Raw genomic sequence first — 16,329 nt, 5'->3', positions numbered from 1 at the left:
AGGCCTCAGCCGCCGCCGCTCTGGCTCGGGCTGGTGGTCGCCGTGGCGTTCATCGCGGCAGAGACCATCGTGCTGTTTCCCCTCCGGGGAGACGCTCCGACGGGCCCGCCGGCCGTGGTCTACCTGTGCGGCATCCTGGCCGTCTCGATGGTGTGGGGAGCCAGGCTCGGTGTCGTGACGGCGGTGGCCAGCGCCGCCGCCTTGAACTATTTCCACGTCCCGCCCTTCTGGACGTTCCATTTCATCGCGCGGTGGGACCTGCAGACCGTCGTGGTGTTCATCGCCACCGGGCTGGTGACCAGCGGCCTTGCCGACGTGGTGCGCTCCCGGGCCGCCGAGGCGTCACGACACCGCCAGGACGCCGACCTCACCGCCGAGCTGGCCAAACGCATGTTGTGCGCGGACGACGTACGCACGGCGCTCGGCCCGGTGGCACAGCAGCTCGCGCACGTGCTCAAGCTGCGGTCCGCGGCGGTCGAGCTCCATGCGGTCCCCGGGGACGAGCGGCAGGCCGCGTTCCCGCTGTATGGCGGCACGACGCGCCTGGGCACCCTGCTGGTTCCGGCCGACCTCCCCGAACAGACCCGCGAGCGCCTGCAACGGATGGTGCCGTCGCTGGAGTCGCTGCTGTGCGCTGCGCTCGCCCGTGAGGCGATCACCGCATCGAGCCGCGAACGGTTTGTCGTGCTCATGGAGGAGCATGCCGCGTGGCGGCGCGTGGCCACGCTGGTTGCACGTGGGGCCTCACCGACCGAGGTGTTCGACGTGGCATCGGCAGAACTCTGCCGGACCCTCGGGCCCGCCCGCACAGCGCTGATGCGCTACGAGCCGGACTGCACCGCCACCCGCCTTGCGGGTCTCGGCGAGCCGAACGGCCCGATGTCCGTGCCGCTCGAAGAGGACCATCTCGTCAAGACGGTGTTGCGCACCAGGCGTCCGAGCCGGATCAGCAGCGGCGGGAACGCCACGGGTCCGGGTATGCGCTCAGCGGTGGGCGTTCCCGTCATGGCCCAGGGCCGGCTCTGGGGCGTGCTCGCTGTGGTGTCGCGCACGGCCGAGCCCGTGCCGCCCGCCACCGAGGCGTGCCTGGCGGACTTCGCCGACCTCATCGCGGCCGCGATCGCCAACGCCGGGAGTCGTGCGCAGCTCGCCGCCTCCCGTGCCCGCATCGTCACCGCAGCCGACCATGTTCGACGGCAGCTCGAACGAGAGCTGCACGATGGCGCATTGCAGGGTCTCGTCTCGGTCGGGCTCGAACTGGGCATGCTCGAGGCAACAATGCCGCCCGAGCTGGACAGGTACAAAGAGCAGCTGTCACGGGCGACGCAGCGCCTGAACGGCGTATTCGCGTGCGTGCAGGACGTCTTGCGGGGAATCCATCCGGCGATCATGTCCAAGGGCGGGCTCGGCCCCTCGATCAAGTCGCTCGCCCGCCGCAGCACGATTCCGGTGGAACTCCAACTGGACATCGACCGGCGGCTGCCCGAACTTGCCGAGGTCGCCGCGTACTACGTCGTGTCGGAAGCGCTCGCCAACGCCGCCAAACATGCCCACGCAACTGTGGTGCACGTCAACGCCGAAGCGGAGGATGCGGTCTTCCGGCTCTCGATCCAGGACGACGGTGTCGGCGGAGCCAGCCCTGGCGAGCAGTCCGGGCTGACCGGCCTGCAGGACCACATCGAGGCCCTCGGCGGCCACATGGAGGTCCTGAGCCCCGTCGGGCACGGCACAGCGCTCCTGGTCAAGATCCCGATCGACGAGGTATGACCGGTGCCGGGCTCAGGGTGGAGCGGGTCGCTCCACCCTGAGGTTGCGCCGGTCAGGCCGGGGCCGCTCGGCCAGCAGGCCGACGGCGGCCAGACGGGGCCATGACCACGCCGTAGGCGCCGTGTCCGGTCAGCTCGTTCTCGTAGGCGATGTACGCCGACTCCTGTTCGTGCAGGTCGTCGGCGCGGCCCCGGCGGCCGCGGTCGCCGATGACGACCCCGCCGAAGTCCGCAAGCAGCCACGGCGGCGCCACGTCGTGCCACAGCCCGTGGTGCGACCGCAACTCCGCAAGGCGTGCCGCGTCCTGGCTCGTGACCGAGTGATCGGCGGCGGTTCATGCGGGCTGGCGGGTGCGGCGCAGACGGTTGAGCAGCTGCTCGGCGGAGCCCTCCCACGGTTGCCGTTCGCGTTGCGACGCGTCGTACGCGGGCAGATTGGGGATCTCCGATCCGAGCTCGCGCAGCAGCGCTGCGGCCGCGTCCAACGCGCGGCGCACGACGAACGGCTCGCCATCGGCCCACGCCGCCCGGTAGGCGGTCATAGCATGCGTCGCGGCCGTGCGTTCGTCGCCCAATTCACGCCAGAGCCGGGCGAGCCAGATGGCGGAAGCGGCCGCCTCGGGGGCGGTGGACAGGCGCTCCGCCTCATCCTTGGTCATGGTCGCGTGCGCTCTGGCCTTCGCCAAGGCCAGGCACACCTCGGCGCGGTGAAACCGGATGCCGCACTCGTTCGACATCCGGACCGCCTCGTGGAAACTGTCAGCGGCCTGGGCGGGCTCCGACCGGGCGAGGTGCCAGTTGCCCTTCGCCGCGAGGTACCGACGGAGGCCTCCCCGGTTGGCTCCGGACCGCAACAGCCGCTCAGCGGCCTCCAGCGCCTCGATCGGCTGCTCCTCCAGCGGGACAGCGCCGTACAGGAGGTGCTCGAGTTCGGCGCCTCCAGGCCGGTACAGCCTGCGCGGCCAGTCTCTGCCCATGCCGTCCAGGGCCTCCCACAGCTGCTCGGCCTCCGCCCATCGGCCGACCGTTGCGAGCTGAACGAAGCGTTCGAGCCGCAGCACGAACCTCGCACCAGCATTGCCCGTCAGCTCCGCGGCTTCGAGGCCCTGCGCCGTCGCCAGGTCAGCGGCCGCGAGCTGCAGGCCACTCGAGTGCGTGACGGAGATGTTCACCAGCGTGATCGTGGACGTCACGTCCTGGCGGAGCTCGACGCACTCGTGCAGCACAGCGCAGTGGATTGCTCGGGCGCGCGCACCGTCACCGATGATGTTGTAGAGCATCGCCAGATAGGTGCGGAGCAGCACCTTGTCGTAGAACGCAAACGACTTCGGCCAGCTGAGCTCGTTCTCCGGCACGAGCGGTTTCAGCACCGCCAGGGTCTCCGCATATGCCTCCGCATTGAACACCAGCACTTCCAGCAGTCCCTGCTCCAGCCGCAGCCAGGCGTCGCGGGTACGACCGATGTGGATCAGCGTCTGCACGACTACGAGCGCGTTGAAGATGTCTTCCAGGGTCTCTGCGAGCAGATCGGGGCCGCTCGGCAGCTTCGAGAAGTGGTCGACGATCTGCATGCCAATGGTCTCGCGTGCCGCGCCGCCGACTGCCGTGGAGCCAATGGCGCGCACGATCGGGTGCAGGTCCCAGCGGGCGACCCGCCGGTCGAACTGCACAAGCCCGCGCCGTTCAAGGTCGTACAACGCCGCGTCCAACGGCTCGTCCGCGGCCGGGTCTTCCGGCCCCTGCGGCTGGCTGGCAAGCCAGGCGTCAAGAACCCGCTGATAGTCGCGCTGCGCCTTCTCCCGCCGTTTCGACCCGGGCGGCAGGACGGCGTAGTCCCGCGTGAAGTCGCGTGGTGGCTGCGACTGCGGCTGCACGGTCGCGACAGTCGCGAACGGGTTGAACGCGCGCAGCGTCGGATAGTCGACGGCGCCAGGGATCAGGCTCATCGTCCACAGCAGCTTGCGGCTGCCGCTGGAGAGCGCGTCGACCGCGGATCTGAGGATGTGATTGCGCTTCTGAACCAGGTCCAGGTCGCCGACGTCGAGGCTGCCTCCGTGGCCAGGGTCGGCGGCCCAGTCGTCGAACGTGCCCCGCGCCGGCATGTAGTTGTTGACGAGGCCGCCGACGACGCCGGTGACCAGCGGATGGAACGCGCAGTGCCGGCGCAGGTAGTCGGTCATCTGGTGGGAGCTGCCGTGCACGCCGCAGGCACGCAGCAGAGCCTCGGCGTCACCGGCCGTCAGGCCCGGCAGCAGATGCCGTCGTACGCCGGGGATCGGCTGACCGGAAGTGTTCAGCAGGACACGCGGGACGAGACGCGACGTCACGAGGATCCTGGACGGTTGCGCGGCGGCGAGCCGGCGCAGCAGCTCATCATCGGCGGGGCGGATCGCGGCACAGGGATCGCGGCTCGCGATCGCGTCCTGCCGTCCAGCCTCCTCGTCGGCGAGTTGCGCGGAGTCGAACCTGTTGTAGGCGACCAAGACGCGTTCGAGCCCGTCGAGCACCATCAGCCACGGCCTCGCCCGCAGGCACAGGAGCACCAGCCGGGTCAATTCCGCCTGGTTGAGCTCCGCGTAGTGCTCCGGCTTGTCCTCGTTCACGTATGCCAGGGCGTGCCGGCAGAAGTCGGCCATGGTGGAGCTTCGCTCGTAGAAGGAGTACCAGAAGAACCCGGCCCAGTCGTCCCGCACGTGCTTGGCTTGGCCGGCCGTCCAGTGCCAGGTCAGCATGCTCTTGCCGCTGCCGCCGATGGCTTCGAGCAGCATCACCGGCTCGGTGTCGTTGTCCTGTGCCGCCCACCGGGTCAGCTCATCCAGCTGGGCGCTGCGTCCGACGAACTCGTGCGACCCGATGTACGGCGGCTCGGCGTACAGCGCCGGCGGCGCGGGTATCCAGTCGTTCGGAGCGGGCGTGCCCGACGCCGTCTCGCGCAGGTGAACCGGGCGCCGGGCCGGCGGCGTGTATCGGAGATTCCTCAGCCACTGCAGCCTCTGCCCCCATGCCAGGTCGTTGTGCACCGGCAGGTGATCGTCCGGCAGCAGATCGGTGGCGATCCGCAGCACGTCGGTCGGGCTCAACGACTCCCCGTGGCCGACGTGCCCCTCCATCGCCCGTAGCAGCGCCGCCGTGAACAGCGTCGTCTCGCCGTCCCGCGGTGCGGAGGCCGCGCTGCCCCCGTCGGCCGCTCCCATGAAGTACCAGCCCGCGGTGTCCCCGAGCCGCGCTGAGACGCCGGGCAGACGTGCCGCGGCCCGGCCTGAGAAGCAGCAGTCCAGGACAAGCAGGTGCCGGTGCGACGACCTGGTGCCGGTGGCCTCCACGAGCGCTGTGACGGTGAGCATCGTGTCCCGCGGGTTCGACCGGTCCGCGTCGGTGAGCGCGAGGCACAGCTCGTCGCCAATGGGCTCGGCGTGCCCCACGAAGTACAGCAGCAGTAGCCCCTGCCGGCCCAGAAGTTTGCCGGCGTCGGCGACCGTACGCAGGACGGTCGAGCGGTCGGGGTCGACCAGCTCGATCAGCCGCATCGGCCGCCGCAGCCCCCACGCCTTTCCCGTGAGGGCACGCCCGAGCCGGATCAGGTTCTCGGTTGCGGCCGGGACCGGTGGGAAGTCGGAGGCCGTGGAATTGGCGACACCGATGAGGACCGCGACCGACTGACTGGGATCCACCCGTGCGGCGTCGTGGTCGGGTGACATGGTGCGCGGCCGCCGGGTCAGAGCTCGAGTGCGCGGCGCACGACCTCGACGGCCGCTTCCGAGGAACCGTCGAGGGTGATCTCGACGCGGCGTTCACCATCTGGCAGGTCGGTGCGGGTGACAACGATCTTGGCCGTTTCCGACCCGCGGCGCACGCGGGAGCTGAGGAAGTCATACAGCGCTTGGACGACCATCGGCAACAGCACGTCGGTCGCGATCAGCTCGACGACCTCCGCCGTGCCGAGCTCGTCCGATCGAACGGCGGTCTGCCCCCGTCGCGGCTCTGCGGCTTCCAGGCCCGGATCGGCCTGCAAGGCACCCAGCAGCTCGACAAGGCCGCCGTCGACATCATCTACCAGCTCGGCCTCAATCCGCATTGACCCTCCTGCATCATCGCATCTGCCCTAGTTCTACATCTTTCAATGCCGGCCCTGTACCGGGTAGACAGGCAGACCGCCGCATGCCACTCAGCCAACAGATCCATACGCTCGGTTGAACAAGACTCGCCGGAAGGTTCAGCGGTCGGCGCCGCCGCACGCGGATAGCGCCCCGACAACGACGACGGTCAGAACAATGAGCAGACCAGGCCAAATTGGGCGATGAGATACGTAGTGCTTGACGGTGGCCGCGAGCGCAAGTATCGCGACCGCCAACGAGACCCGCCAGGCGTAGCCGACCCATCTTGGACGCACCGCGGCATCGGCTCGTCGTCATCCATTCGAACCTCCTGCACCAAATGCTGCTTCGGCCATCACGCAGCGCTGGAGGCGACGACGGGCGAGCGCGCAAAGCATTGCCTGTCTTCGACCCGCGAAGCCATGTCCCGGCGGCCGCGGCGTGAAGGTCGTGCGCTCACAGGAGCACGCGGCGGGCGGCGCGGCGCAGGAGCGCATCGTCGGTCGCGGCGGCCAGGGCGTCGCCGGACGTCGTGGGCTCGACGAATGCGATGTCCAGGTGCAGACCGTGCAGTGCGTCCTCGGCGAGGGGGCCCGCATGGCTGCCGCTCGGCGTGCGCACGCCGCCGATGACCAGCAGGGTCGGGCCGCCGGCCCGGACCGCGCGGGCCACCGCCAGCATCGGTGTCACCACCGTCAGGTCCGGCACGTCCGCGATCAGGCCGGCCAGCGCGGCGGCCCGGCGCCACCCCGACAGACCGATCGCCATCCCGGCCTCGACGAGCGACGCGGCGGCCTGCAGATCGGCGGTGGACCGCCGGCCCGCCGGCGCCGAGGCCAGCGGAATGGCGCCGCCGTGGACCCGGCACAGCAGGCCCCGCGCGGCCAGGACCGCCAGGTCACGGCGGATCGTCGGGATCGAAACGCAGAAGCGGCTGCTCAGCTCCCGCAGACCGACCCCGCCGGAGCGGCGGGCGATGGCCAGGATCTCGGCCCGCCGCATCTCGACGACCATGTCAGGAGCTCCTTCCGTAGGGCGGGCGCGGCCGGTCCCTTACCGTTACGGCGCCGGTGTGAGGCGCCACCGCTGCGGGCGCGCCGAGTTGTCGTGGTACTGCTCGAGCGGGGTCGAGCTGGCCAGGCTGCCCCCGGTGACGTCGAGGTTCAGTCCGCTGCCGGCGTTGCGGATGCGGTACAGCCCGGCACCGACGTAGTCGAAGAACCACCGCTGGCAGGCGCAGCCCGTGTAGGACCACTGGTCAACCTCGGCCCCGTCGGTGCCGAGGTTGTTCTTGACCTCGAGGTACTTCCCGCTCTGCTGGTTGATGACGTAGTACGAGCCGTCCGGCTGCGCCGACAGCTGCCAGCTCTACGGCGGCAGCCCGTTGGGTGGGTACTGCTGCACCACCGCACCGTCGTCGCCCGACCCGGCCCGGACGTCGACGTTCTGCCCGCGCCCGCGACAGCCGGCACGGCGTGCAGGCCCGAGGCAAGCAGGCCACCTGGTTCCACAACACCGAGGCGGTCTACACCCGCACCACCGGCATCTGGCAGACCGTCTGGCTGGAGCCGGTCCCCTCCCGCCGCATCGCCGGGCTCCGCACCCTGCCCGACGTCGCGCGCGGCGAGGTCGCCAGCCACGTGACCCTGGCCGGGCGCCGGACCGGCACGCGGCTGCCGCCGACCTGGCGCAGGACATCCTGCTGGCCCAGCGCGCCGGGTTCAACGGGGCCCGCCTGCACCAGCGGGTGGTCGAGGAGCGGTACCTGTACCACACCGACCGCCTCGGGTTCCTGCTGTGGGCCGAGTACGGCGACTGGGGCTGCTCCGGCACCGGACCCGCCGGCGACAACCAGCATCCGACATCGTCGTACATCGCCGAGTGGCTCGAGGCACTCGCCCGCGACATCAGCCACCCCAGCATCATCGGCTGGTGCCCGCTCAACGAGACCCACCAGCGCCTGCACGACCGCACCACCACCCTGGACGACGTCACCAAGGCCCTCTACGACGCGACCAAGGCCGCCGACCCGACCCGCCCGGTCATCGACGCCTCCGGGTACTCCCACCGGGTCCCCTACACCGACATCTGGGACGCCCACCTGTACGAGCAGGACCCCAAGACCTTCGCCGGCCAGCTCCAGGGCCTCGCCGAGGCACCCCCTACGCCAACACCCGCGCCGGAGACGACGCCGCCTTCTCCCTGCCGTACCGCGGGCAGCCCTACATGATCAGCGAGTACGGCGGCATCTGGTGGGAGTCCGCCACCACCGGCGCCGTCTCCGGCTCCGACACCGCCAACTCCTGGGGATACGGACAACGACCGCACACCGAGGACGAGTGGCACGAACGCTTCCAGGGCCTCACCGACACCCTCCTCGACAACCCCCGCATGTTCGGCTACTGCTACACCCAGCTCACCGACGTCTTCCAGGAACGCAACGGCATCTACCGGTTCGACCGCTCCGAGAAGCTCGACGTACGCCGGATCCAGCAGGTGCAGCAACGACCGGCGGCCATCGAGCGCCCCTCGTCACAACCGGGCACCTGAACGCGGCCGGCGGGTGGACGGCGGCGCTGGACACTGACGTCAGCGTCGCCGTCGGACGACCTCCATCAGGACGCGGCCCGTGTGGTGGAGCGCAGCGTCACGGCGCCGCGGCCACCGACGGAGAGGATCTGCCGGCCCCGGCCCGTATGCGCCTCGCAGGTGACGCCGAGGACCTGCGCGGAGCGCATCAGCAGCCGCAGCGACCGGCCGTCCGGGGCGCGCAGCCGCAGGCCCGCCGGTGAGTGCCGGGGCGCCGCGGTCAGCAGCGCGCACCGCCAGACCGCCGCGGCCCGGCTCCGCAGCCGGGTCTCGTCCGCGGCGCCGTCGCCGAGGAGCAGGTCGGCGGCCCGGGTCCACTCGTCCTGCAGCCGGCCCAGGACGTCGCCGGGTTCGGCCGCGGCGACGTCCACGACGAAGGTCTCGTAGCGGCGCCGGATGCCCGCCTCGAGGCGGCCGGTCCAGCAGTCGGCGCCGGGCACGGCCCGCATCACCTCGGCGAACCTGACGGCCGCGTACTCCGCCTCGAACTCCACCCGCAGCGGCGGGCCGACCCACGCCGCGGCGATCACCTCCCATTCGGTGCGCCGCCGCACGGCCGTCGCGTGGCGCAGCGGCGCCGTCCCGGCCAGCAGCAGCAGGCTCGCCTCGAAGACGTCGGCGTCGTGCTCAGCGGGCACGGTCACCACCCCGGTTCCGGCCCGGAGGGACGATGCGGAACCAGTACGAGCCGTAGCCGGGCAGGGTCAGCAGGTACGGTCGCCGGCCGATGCTCGGGAACGTCGTGTCGCCGGTCAGCTCCACCGGCACGTGGCCGTGGAACAGGTCGCCGAGCGGCAGCTGCACCGGCTGGGGGTGCTTCGACAGGTTGTGGACGCACAAGAGCACCTCGTCCTGGTACCGGCGCAGAAACGCGAGCACAGCGCCGTTGGAACCGTTGAGGTCGGTGAAGTCGCCGAGGGCGAACGCGGTGTGCCGCTTGCGGATCGCCAGCATCTTGCGGGTCCAGTGCAGCAGCGACGCCGGCTCCTCCTTCTGCCGTTCGACGTTGACGGACTGGTAGCCGTACACCCAGCCGTTGTTCATCGGCAGGTACAGCCGGCTCGGGTCGCTGCGGGAGAAGCCGCCGTTGCGGTCGACGTTCCACTGCATCGGGGTGCGCACGCCGTCGCGGTCGCCGAGGTAGACGTTGTCGCCCATGCCGATCTCGTCGCCGTAGTAGATGACCGGCGAGCCCGGCAGCGACAGCAGCAGCGAGGTGAACAGCTCGATCTGGTCCCGGTCGTTGCCGAGCATCGGGGCGAGCCGCCGCCGGATGCCGAGGTTGAGCCGCATCCGGGGGTCGTGGGCGTATTCGCTGTACAGGTAGTCGCGTTCCTCGTCGGTGACCATCTCCAGGGTCAGCTCGTCGTGGTTGCGCAGGAACGTGCCCCACTGGCAGTTCTCGGGGATCGCCGGGGTCTGGGCGAGGATCTCCGAGATCGGCACCCGCGACTCGCGGCGCACGGCCATGAAGATGCGGGGCATCAGCGGGAAGTGGAACGCCATGTGGCACTCGTCGCCGACGGTGGCGTCGCCGAAGTACTCCACGAGGTCAGCCGGCCACAGGTTCGCCTCGGCGAGCAGGACCGTGCCGGGGTATTCGTCGTCGACGATCTTCCGGATGCGTTTGAGGTACTCGTGTGTCTCGGGCAGGCCGGCGCACTCGGTGCCCTCGCGGGCGAACAGGTAGGGCGCGGCGTCGAGGCGGAACCCGTCGATGCCGAGGTCGAGCCAGAAGCGCACGACGTCGAGCATGGTGTCGGCGACGACGGGGTTGTCGTAGTTGAGGTCCGGCTGGTGGTGGAAGAACCGGTGGAAGTAGAACTGCTGCCGCACGGGGTCGAACGTCCAGTTCGACGTCTCGGTGTCGGCGAAGATGATCCGGGCCTCGGGGTAGCCGAGGTCGTCGTCGCGCCAGACGTAGAAGTCGCCGTAGGGGCCGGACGGGTCGCGCCGGGACTCCTGGAACCACTGGTGGGCGTCGGAGGTGTGGTTGAGGACGAGGTCGGTGATGACCCGGATGCCGCGGGTGTGCGCCTCGTCGAGCAGGGTCACGAAGTCGTCGATGGTGCCGTACTCGGGGCTGATCGCGGTGTAGTCGCTGATGTCGTACCCGCCGTCGCGTCGCGGCGAGTCGTAGAACGGCGGCAGCCAGATGCAGTCGATGCCGAGCCACTGCAGGTAGTCCAGTTTGGACACCAGGCCGAGCAGGTCGCCGCAGCCGTCGTCGTTGGAGTCGAAGCAGGCCTGGGTGAGGACCTCGTAGAACACGGCCCGCCGGAACCAGTCGGGCTGGACCGGCAGGCGCCGGGCGGTGCGGGTGGGTTGGTGCATCGTCGTTCCCGTCAATGGTGGGGTGTGGGCGCGCCGCACGGCCGGCGGGTCGTCATCGACCGGCCGCCGCGGGCGGGGGAACAGGTGGTGTCGTTACCGGGGCGAGCCGGCCAGTGCGCTCTGGGTGAAGGACCGTTGGAACACGAAGAAGACCAGCAGCGGCACGGCCATCGAGACGAACGCGCCGGGAGCGATGACGTCCACATTGGACGGGAACGAGCGCATCTGTTCCTGCAGTGCCAGGGTGATCGGCGCGTTGTCGGGGCGGGCGAAGACCAGGGCGACGATGAGGTCGTTCCACACCCACACGAACTCGAACACCGCCAGCGACGCCAGCGCCGGCTTTGCCAGCGGCAGCACGATCCGGCGGAGGATCGTGAGCTCGCCGCCACCGTCGATGCGGGCGGCCTCGATGAGGTCCGGCGGGATGGCGAGGTAGAAGTTGCGCAGGAGGAGCACCGCGAACGGGAGCCCGAACGCGACGTGGAACGCGACGACCGCGGGGATGGTGCCGGCAACGCCGAACGCCGCGAACAGCCGCGCGTCGGGGATGAGCGCCGTCTGGACGGGGACGGCGACGAACCCGGCGAGGGTCAGCATGACGGCGTGCCGCCCCCGGAACGCCAGCCACGCGAGCGGGTACGCGGCGACGGCGCCGATCGCCACGACGAGCACCGTCGCCGGCACCGAGATGAGTACGGTGTTCCACAGGGCGTGGGTCAGCCGCCCGTCGGCGACGAGGCCACGGTAGTTGCGCAAGGTGAGCTGAGTGGGCTCGGTCAGCACCGTCCACCAGCCGGCGCCGCTGTTGGCGGCGGGGCCGCGCAGGCTGACGACGGCGAGGCCGACGGTGGGGACCAGCCACCACAGCCCGACGATGAACAGGGCGGCCTGCGCGGCCGTCCGGGCGAACCGGCGCGCGGCCCGGACGCCGCGGCTCGGGGCGGGCGGGGGCGGTTCGGTCCCGGCGGGCAGCAGTTCGGGCGCCTCGACCGCGGCGAACAGGCTCATGGTTCGCTCCTTCGCAGCCGGTGCACGTTGTACAGCACCCCGGGCAGGACCAGGACGAGCAGCAGCACGCCGAGGGCGCTGCCGCGGCCGATGTGGTCGAACGAGGACCGCCACATCTCCAGCGCGACGACCGACGCCGATCCCTGTGCGGACTCGGGCGCGAGGACCAGCACCAGGTCGAACACCTTGAGGACGTTGACGGTCAGGGTCACGAGGATGACCACCACGACGGGCCGCATCATGGGGACGGTGACGCGGCGCAGGACCTGCCACTCCCCCGCGCCGTCGACCCGGGCGGCCTCGAGGGTCTCCTTCGGGATGCCGGCGAAGCCCGCGGTGATCAGGACCATTGCGAACCCGGCCCAGATCCAGACGTACGCGCCGATGAGCGCCGGAGTGACCAGTGCCGGGCCGAGCCAGGTCAGGCCCGCGAACGGGGCGGTGAAGTTGTCCGCGGCGAGCCGCACGACGTACCCGTCGCCGCGCAGCTGCGGCACGCTGAAGGTGCCGTCGGCGGCGGTGCGGGTCCGGGCGACGACGGCGCCGTCACGGACCACGTCCACCGCCACGTCCGGCAGGCCGCGCTCACCGTAGTCGACGCTGCCGGGCCGGCCGCCGACGGCGGTGAAGTCGGACCACACCACGCCGTGCACCCCGGCGCCGCCGGCTCCCCCGGTGCCGGCCTGCACGGCCTGCGACGGCAGTTGCTGCGGCGCCAGCCCGACCAGCGGCAGCAGGACGCTCTCGCCGGCGGCGACCGTACCGGCGGTCTGCAGCGCCCCGGCCGACGGCACCAGCGCCCGTTCGTCGCGTGGGCGCGCGCCGTGGTACAGCGACGGTGGCCGGACGGCGTCGTGGGCGGTGACGACGGCGGCGTTGAGGGCACCGCGGTCGGGGCTCTCGTCGTACACGAGGCGGAACGCCACCCCCGCGGAGACCAGTGAGATCGCCATCGGCATAAGCAGGACGACCCGGATCACGGTGGTCCGGCCGACCCGCTGGGCGAGGAACGCGACCAGCAGCCCGACCGCCAGGACCAGGTTCGGCGCCACGACGATCCAGATGGCGTTGTTGAGCAGTGCCCGGCGGATCTGCGGGGTGGTGAGGATGTCGGCGTAGTTGGCCGCGCCGACGGCGGTGCGGCCTCCGGCGTCGTGGAAGCTCAGCCACAGCGTCTGCCCGATCGGGTAGACGAGCAGCACGGCGACGATCAGCACGGCCGGCGCCAGGAACCAGGCGGCGGTGGAGAACTTGGCGGTGCGGCCCATCACGCCGCCCCGTATGCCTTCGCCGCGGCGTCCTCGAGCCTGGCCGCGACCACGGCCGGGTCGGTCGCGGGTGCCGCGAGGTACGCCTGCAGCAGCCGCCACATGGCCGCGCCGTTGCCGCCGCCGAAGCTGCGGGGGGTCATGTCGGACAGGTCGAAGCGCAGCGTCTCCGCGTGCAGGAGGGTCTCCGCGAGCGCCCGGGTGGTCGCGTCCGGGTAGACGGCCGTGTCCAGGTTCTGGTTCACCGACAGGAACCCGCCCCGCCCGGCCATGATCGCGGCCGCCTCCGGGGATGCCAGGTAGGCCATGAGGTCCATGGTCACCGGCCGGTCCCTGAACGCCACGGCGGCGTCCCCGCCGGCCACGACCATGCGACCGGTGCCGGCGACCGACGGCCACGCGAAGTGCCGGGCGTCGCTGCCGATCCGGTAGACGCCGAGCTTGGCGATCTCGGTGGTGACGAAGTCCGCCTCGTACAGCATCGCCGAGCTCGGTTTCGCGCCGAAGACATCCGCGACCGACCGGGTGAACGTCGTCTGCAGCGCGCCCCTGGGGCCACCCTGCAGGAACTGCGGAGCAGCCCAGTAGCGGCCCATGGTGCGCAGCGCCTCGACCACGGTCGGGTCCGTCCATGGGATCTCGTGGGCGGCCAGCTGGTCGTACCGCTGCGGACCGGCCGACTGCAGGTAGACGTTCTCGAACCAGTCGGTGAGCGGCCAGCCGTCGGCGCCCGGGACCGTCATCGCCGCGGTGCCGGAGTCCACGAGCGTCTGCGAGACCTCGGTGAGTTCGTCGAGCGTCGAGGGCGGGGTGACCCCGGCGGCGGCGAACGCGTCGGCGCGGTACCAGATGACGGACTTGTTCGCGGCCTTGAACGGGACGCCGTAGAGCTGCCCGCCGACAGTGCCGAACTGCTGCCACTGCGGGGAGAAGTTGGCCCGGACCGCGGCGGCGACCGCGCCCGTGACGGGTTTCGCCGCGCCGGTCCCGGCGTACTGGGCGAGCACTCCCGGCTGCGGGATCATCACGACGTCCGGTGGGCTGCCGCCGGCGACCCGGGACGACACCAGCACGCTGAGGTCGCTGCCGCCGGAGGTGTACCGCACCCGCGCGCCGGTCTGGTCGCCGAAGGCCCGCAGGACCCGTTCGAAGTTCGCCTGCTCGGCGCCGGTCCAGCTGCCCGCGACCTCGACCGACTGGCCACTGTAACGGCCCGGCGCGGCGACGGCGGCCGTGCAGCCGGCCGCGAGCAGCAGGGTGCAGCACAGCCCGACGACGGTGCCGTGCCACGACCCCGGCAGGCTCACAGCGGATCGCCGGTGGCGGCGAACACCCGCAGGTGCCGCAGGTCGACGGCGAGCATGACCGGGTCGCCGGCCTCGGCGGTGCAGCGCAGGTCCACGCGCGCCGCCAGTCTCGGGGCCGGCTGCCAGCCGGTCGCGTCGGCCACCTCGACGTCCAGGAGCCGGTCCGCGCCGTCGACCTGGACGCCTCGGACCGTGCCGTGCAGCACCGACGCCGTCGCTGTCGGTGGCAGGCCGACCGACGCGTCGTACAGGTGCTCGGGCCGGATCGCGACGAGCACCCGCTGGGTGACGTGCTGCGGGTCGAGGCGCCGGCGCAGCCCCGGGACCGGCATCTGCTGGCCGCAGACGTCCAGGATGAGGCGGCCGCCCTGGTCGATGAGCACGGCGGCGATCAGGTTCGGCGGCTGCTGCGCGGAGGAGCCTGGGTCGGCCTCCCGGATCAGCAGCGTGTTGTGGGCCAATCCGCACCCCCTCAGTCGACGTGCCCGGCGTGTCCCTGCGAGTGTTCGCCCTCAGCGGCGGCGCGCACCAGGGTTGGCGGCGGCGTGTAACCCTTCTGCAAGGCGCCTCACAAGATCACTATCGACCGATCCGGGGACCGCCCGGCCACGCTCACCTGCACCGGCGACGCGGGCCGATGATCGATACCCGACCCGATGTTGCCAAACAGTGACCGACCCCGGGGGGTAGGCATACGATCCGGTCCCGGAAAGGAGGTGGCGGTGCAGCACCCGGCGGATCAGTCGCTGCTGGCCGGCTTCACCATTGCCGTGATCAGTCACCGGCGCCGGCACCGCCTCGCTGACCTCCTCGAACACCACGGCGCCCGGATCGTCTCCGTCCAGGGGGTCCGGGCGGTCCCGCAGCCGGACCGCGACGCCATGGCCCAGGCCACGGCGGAGGGCCTCGCCGGGCCGGTCGACGACGTCCTCGCTGTCTCCGCCGGCGGGCTCCGCGCGTGGCTGCAGGCGGTGCCGGACCCGGAGCGCCTGCTGGGGGTGCTGCGCACCGCCCGCCTGCTCGCCGCCGACGCCCGCACGGCCGACGCCCTGCGCGGCTTCGGGCTGCGCGACATCCTGTCGACCGCGGCCGGCTCCGCCGACGAACTGTTCCGCCACCTGCTGACCCACTCCCCTGCCGGGCGGCACGTCCTGGTGCAGCTCGACGCCCCGTTGCAGGCCGAGGCGTGCGAGGTGCTGCGGGAGGCGGGCGCCGACGTGGTGCCGGTGCCCGCGTACCGGACCGAACCGCCGAACGACGTGGTCGGGCTGCGCCGGGTGGTGGAGCTGATCAGCCGCCGCCAGCTCGACGCGGTCGCGTGGCTGGACCCCCTCTCGGCGGAGCACGTGCTGCGGTTCGCCGCCGACCACGGGCGGCTGCCGGCGCTCACCGAGCAGCTCGGCGCCCACGTCACCACCGTCAGCCGGGGACCCCTCGCCGCCGGGGTGCTCCGCCGGCACGGCGTGACGGCGGCGGTGCCCCCGCTGCCGTTCGACGAGGAGATGGCGGCGGTGCTGGCCAGGTCGGTGCTCGACCGGGCGGTGCACGCCACCGTCGGCCACCTGACCCTGGAGGTGCGCGGGCACGCGGCCCTGCTCGACGGCCGGCTGTACCCGATCCAGCAGGGGCCCGTCGACGTGCTGCGGGCGCTCGCGCGGGCGCCCGGCACCGTGCTGTCCAGCGCCGACCTGCGTCAGCAGGTCCCCGGCCTGACCAACGTCGACGACCACGCGATCGAGATGGCGGTGTCCCGACTACGCCGAGCGGTCCCCGGCGTCGAACTCGTCCATACCGTGATCAAACGCGGATACCGCCTCGCCGTCTGATCCGCCAGCAGGCGGGGCGGATGTGGCGGGCCCTGGGCCTGACCGTCTTCCAGGTCGCCGAGGGCAACTTCTAGCGCTTTCCATGATCCGGAAGACCTTGAGCACCCCTGGGTGGTCAGAGTCTTCCGGATCAT

Annotated in this window: 16 protein-coding genes; 4 read left to right on the top strand and 12 right to left on the bottom strand. The window is 71.5% G+C overall.

Annotated features, from left to right (window positions below):
* Nucleotides 1–42 precede the first annotated feature (42 nt).
* On the top strand, nt 43–1,767 hold the full coding sequence (locus ACFPIJ_RS33655; RefSeq protein WP_380121149.1) for a sensor histidine kinase: 1,725 nt from the start codon (nt 43–45) through the stop codon (nt 1,765–1,767).
* 52 nt (nt 1,768–1,819) lie between these two features.
* Here the strand turns inward: ACFPIJ_RS33655 and ACFPIJ_RS33650 are convergent, their stop codons facing one another.
* The 6 genes from ACFPIJ_RS33650 to ACFPIJ_RS33625 form a co-directional block, all read right to left on the bottom strand.
* Nucleotides 1,820–2,050, bottom strand: coding sequence for a hypothetical protein (locus ACFPIJ_RS33650; RefSeq protein ID WP_380121147.1), 231 nt, complete (start codon nt 2,048–2,050; stop codon nt 1,820–1,822).
* 51 nt (nt 2,051–2,101) lie between these two features.
* Nucleotides 2,102–5,437, bottom strand: a complete 3,336-nt coding sequence (locus ACFPIJ_RS33645; RefSeq protein WP_380121145.1) for a hypothetical protein — start codon at nt 5,435–5,437, stop codon at nt 2,102–2,104.
* Between the two features lie 44 nt (nt 5,438–5,481).
* Nucleotides 5,482–5,841 carry a hypothetical protein gene (locus ACFPIJ_RS33640; RefSeq protein ID WP_380121144.1) on the bottom strand — a complete coding sequence of 120 codons (360 nt, stop codon included), beginning with the start codon at nt 5,839–5,841 and terminating at the stop codon, nt 5,482–5,484.
* A 475-nt stretch (nt 5,842–6,316) separates the two neighbouring features.
* Entirely contained in the window at nt 6,317–6,874 is a 558-nt protein-coding gene (locus tag ACFPIJ_RS33635; RefSeq protein WP_380121142.1) for a DeoR family transcriptional regulator, read from the bottom strand.
* 45 nt (nt 6,875–6,919) lie between these two features.
* Nucleotides 6,920–7,219, bottom strand: a complete 300-nt coding sequence (locus ACFPIJ_RS33630; protein WP_380121194.1) for an RICIN domain-containing protein — start codon at nt 7,217–7,219, stop codon at nt 6,920–6,922.
* A gap of 166 nt (nt 7,220–7,385) precedes the next feature.
* On the bottom strand, nt 7,386–7,634 hold the full coding sequence (locus ACFPIJ_RS33625) for a hypothetical protein (protein ID WP_380121196.1): 249 nt from the start codon (nt 7,632–7,634) through the stop codon (nt 7,386–7,388).
* Here ACFPIJ_RS33625 and ACFPIJ_RS33620 point away from each other — a divergent pair.
* On the top strand, nt 7,545–8,090 hold the full coding sequence (locus ACFPIJ_RS33620) for a glycoside hydrolase family 2 TIM barrel-domain containing protein (protein WP_380121192.1): 546 nt from the start codon (nt 7,545–7,547) through the stop codon (nt 8,088–8,090). The genes ACFPIJ_RS33625 and ACFPIJ_RS33620 overlap by 90 nt on opposite strands.
* Entirely contained in the window at nt 8,087–8,410 is a 324-nt protein-coding gene (locus ACFPIJ_RS33615; RefSeq protein ID WP_380121140.1) for a hypothetical protein, read from the top strand. Before ACFPIJ_RS33620 ends, ACFPIJ_RS33615 begins: the two co-directional genes overlap by 4 nt.
* Before the next feature lie 65 nt (nt 8,411–8,475).
* Here ACFPIJ_RS33615 and ACFPIJ_RS33610 read toward each other — a convergent pair whose 3' ends face one another.
* The 6 genes from ACFPIJ_RS33610 to ACFPIJ_RS33585 all read right to left on the bottom strand — a co-directional run bounded on the left by ACFPIJ_RS33610 (nt 8,476) and on the right by ACFPIJ_RS33585 (nt 14,830).
* Complete coding sequence (locus tag ACFPIJ_RS33610) at nt 8,476–9,087, bottom strand: hypothetical protein (RefSeq protein ID WP_380121138.1); 612 nt, start codon at nt 9,085–9,087, stop codon at nt 8,476–8,478.
* Complete coding sequence (gene treS / locus ACFPIJ_RS33605; RefSeq protein ID WP_380121135.1) at nt 9,077–10,783, bottom strand: maltose alpha-D-glucosyltransferase; 1,707 nt, start codon at nt 10,781–10,783, stop codon at nt 9,077–9,079. Before treS ends, ACFPIJ_RS33610 begins: the two co-directional genes overlap by 11 nt.
* Nucleotides 10,784–10,876: 93 nt before the next feature.
* Nucleotides 10,877–11,794, bottom strand: coding sequence for a carbohydrate ABC transporter permease (locus ACFPIJ_RS33600; RefSeq protein ID WP_380121133.1), 918 nt, complete (start codon nt 11,792–11,794; stop codon nt 10,877–10,879).
* Entirely contained in the window at nt 11,791–13,062 is a 1,272-nt protein-coding gene (locus ACFPIJ_RS33595) for a carbohydrate ABC transporter permease (RefSeq protein WP_380121130.1), read from the bottom strand. Before ACFPIJ_RS33595 ends, ACFPIJ_RS33600 begins: the two co-directional genes overlap by 4 nt.
* Nucleotides 13,062–14,369: an ABC transporter substrate-binding protein gene (locus ACFPIJ_RS33590; protein ID WP_380121128.1), complete on the bottom strand. Its 1,308-nt coding sequence runs from the start codon at nt 14,367–14,369 to the stop codon at nt 13,062–13,064. Before ACFPIJ_RS33590 ends, ACFPIJ_RS33595 begins: the two co-directional genes overlap by 1 nt.
* On the bottom strand, nt 14,366–14,830 hold the full coding sequence (locus tag ACFPIJ_RS33585) for a TOBE domain-containing protein (protein ID WP_380121126.1): 465 nt from the start codon (nt 14,828–14,830) through the stop codon (nt 14,366–14,368). Before ACFPIJ_RS33585 ends, ACFPIJ_RS33590 begins: the two co-directional genes overlap by 4 nt.
* 261 nt (nt 14,831–15,091) lie before the next feature.
* Between ACFPIJ_RS33585 and ACFPIJ_RS33580 the strand changes: the two genes are divergently transcribed.
* The gene (locus ACFPIJ_RS33580) at nt 15,092–16,195 is read left to right on the top strand and encodes a uroporphyrinogen-III synthase (protein ID WP_380121124.1); all 1,104 of its coding nucleotides are present in this window, start codon (nt 15,092–15,094) and stop codon (nt 16,193–16,195) included.
* Nucleotides 16,196–16,329: the final 134 nt, after the last annotated feature.

The organism is Dactylosporangium cerinum, from assembly GCF_042653625.1.
Lineage (GTDB): Bacteria > Actinomycetota > Actinomycetes > Mycobacteriales > Micromonosporaceae > Dactylosporangium > Dactylosporangium cerinum.
This window is presented reverse-complemented; position numbering and strand designations above follow the sequence as displayed.

Coding starts and splice junctions, on each gene's coding strand:
- ACFPIJ_RS33595 (WP_380121130.1), bottom strand. CDS start 13,062: ATGGGCCGCACCGCCAAGTTCTCCACCGCCGCCTGGTTCCTGGCGCCG.
- treS (WP_380121135.1), bottom strand. CDS start 10,783: ATGCACCAACCCACCCGCACCGCCCGGCGCCTGCCGGTCCAGCCCGAC.
- ACFPIJ_RS33640 (WP_380121144.1), bottom strand. CDS start 5,841: ATGCGGATTGAGGCCGAGCTGGTAGATGATGTCGACGGCGGCCTTGTC.
- ACFPIJ_RS33600 (WP_380121133.1), bottom strand. CDS start 11,794: ATGAGCCTGTTCGCCGCGGTCGAGGCGCCCGAACTGCTGCCCGCCGGG.
- ACFPIJ_RS33635 (WP_380121142.1), bottom strand. CDS start 6,874: ATGGTCGTCGAGATGCGGCGGGCCGAGATCCTGGCCATCGCCCGCCGC.
- ACFPIJ_RS33615 (WP_380121140.1), top strand. CDS start 8,087: ATGATCAGCGAGTACGGCGGCATCTGGTGGGAGTCCGCCACCACCGGC.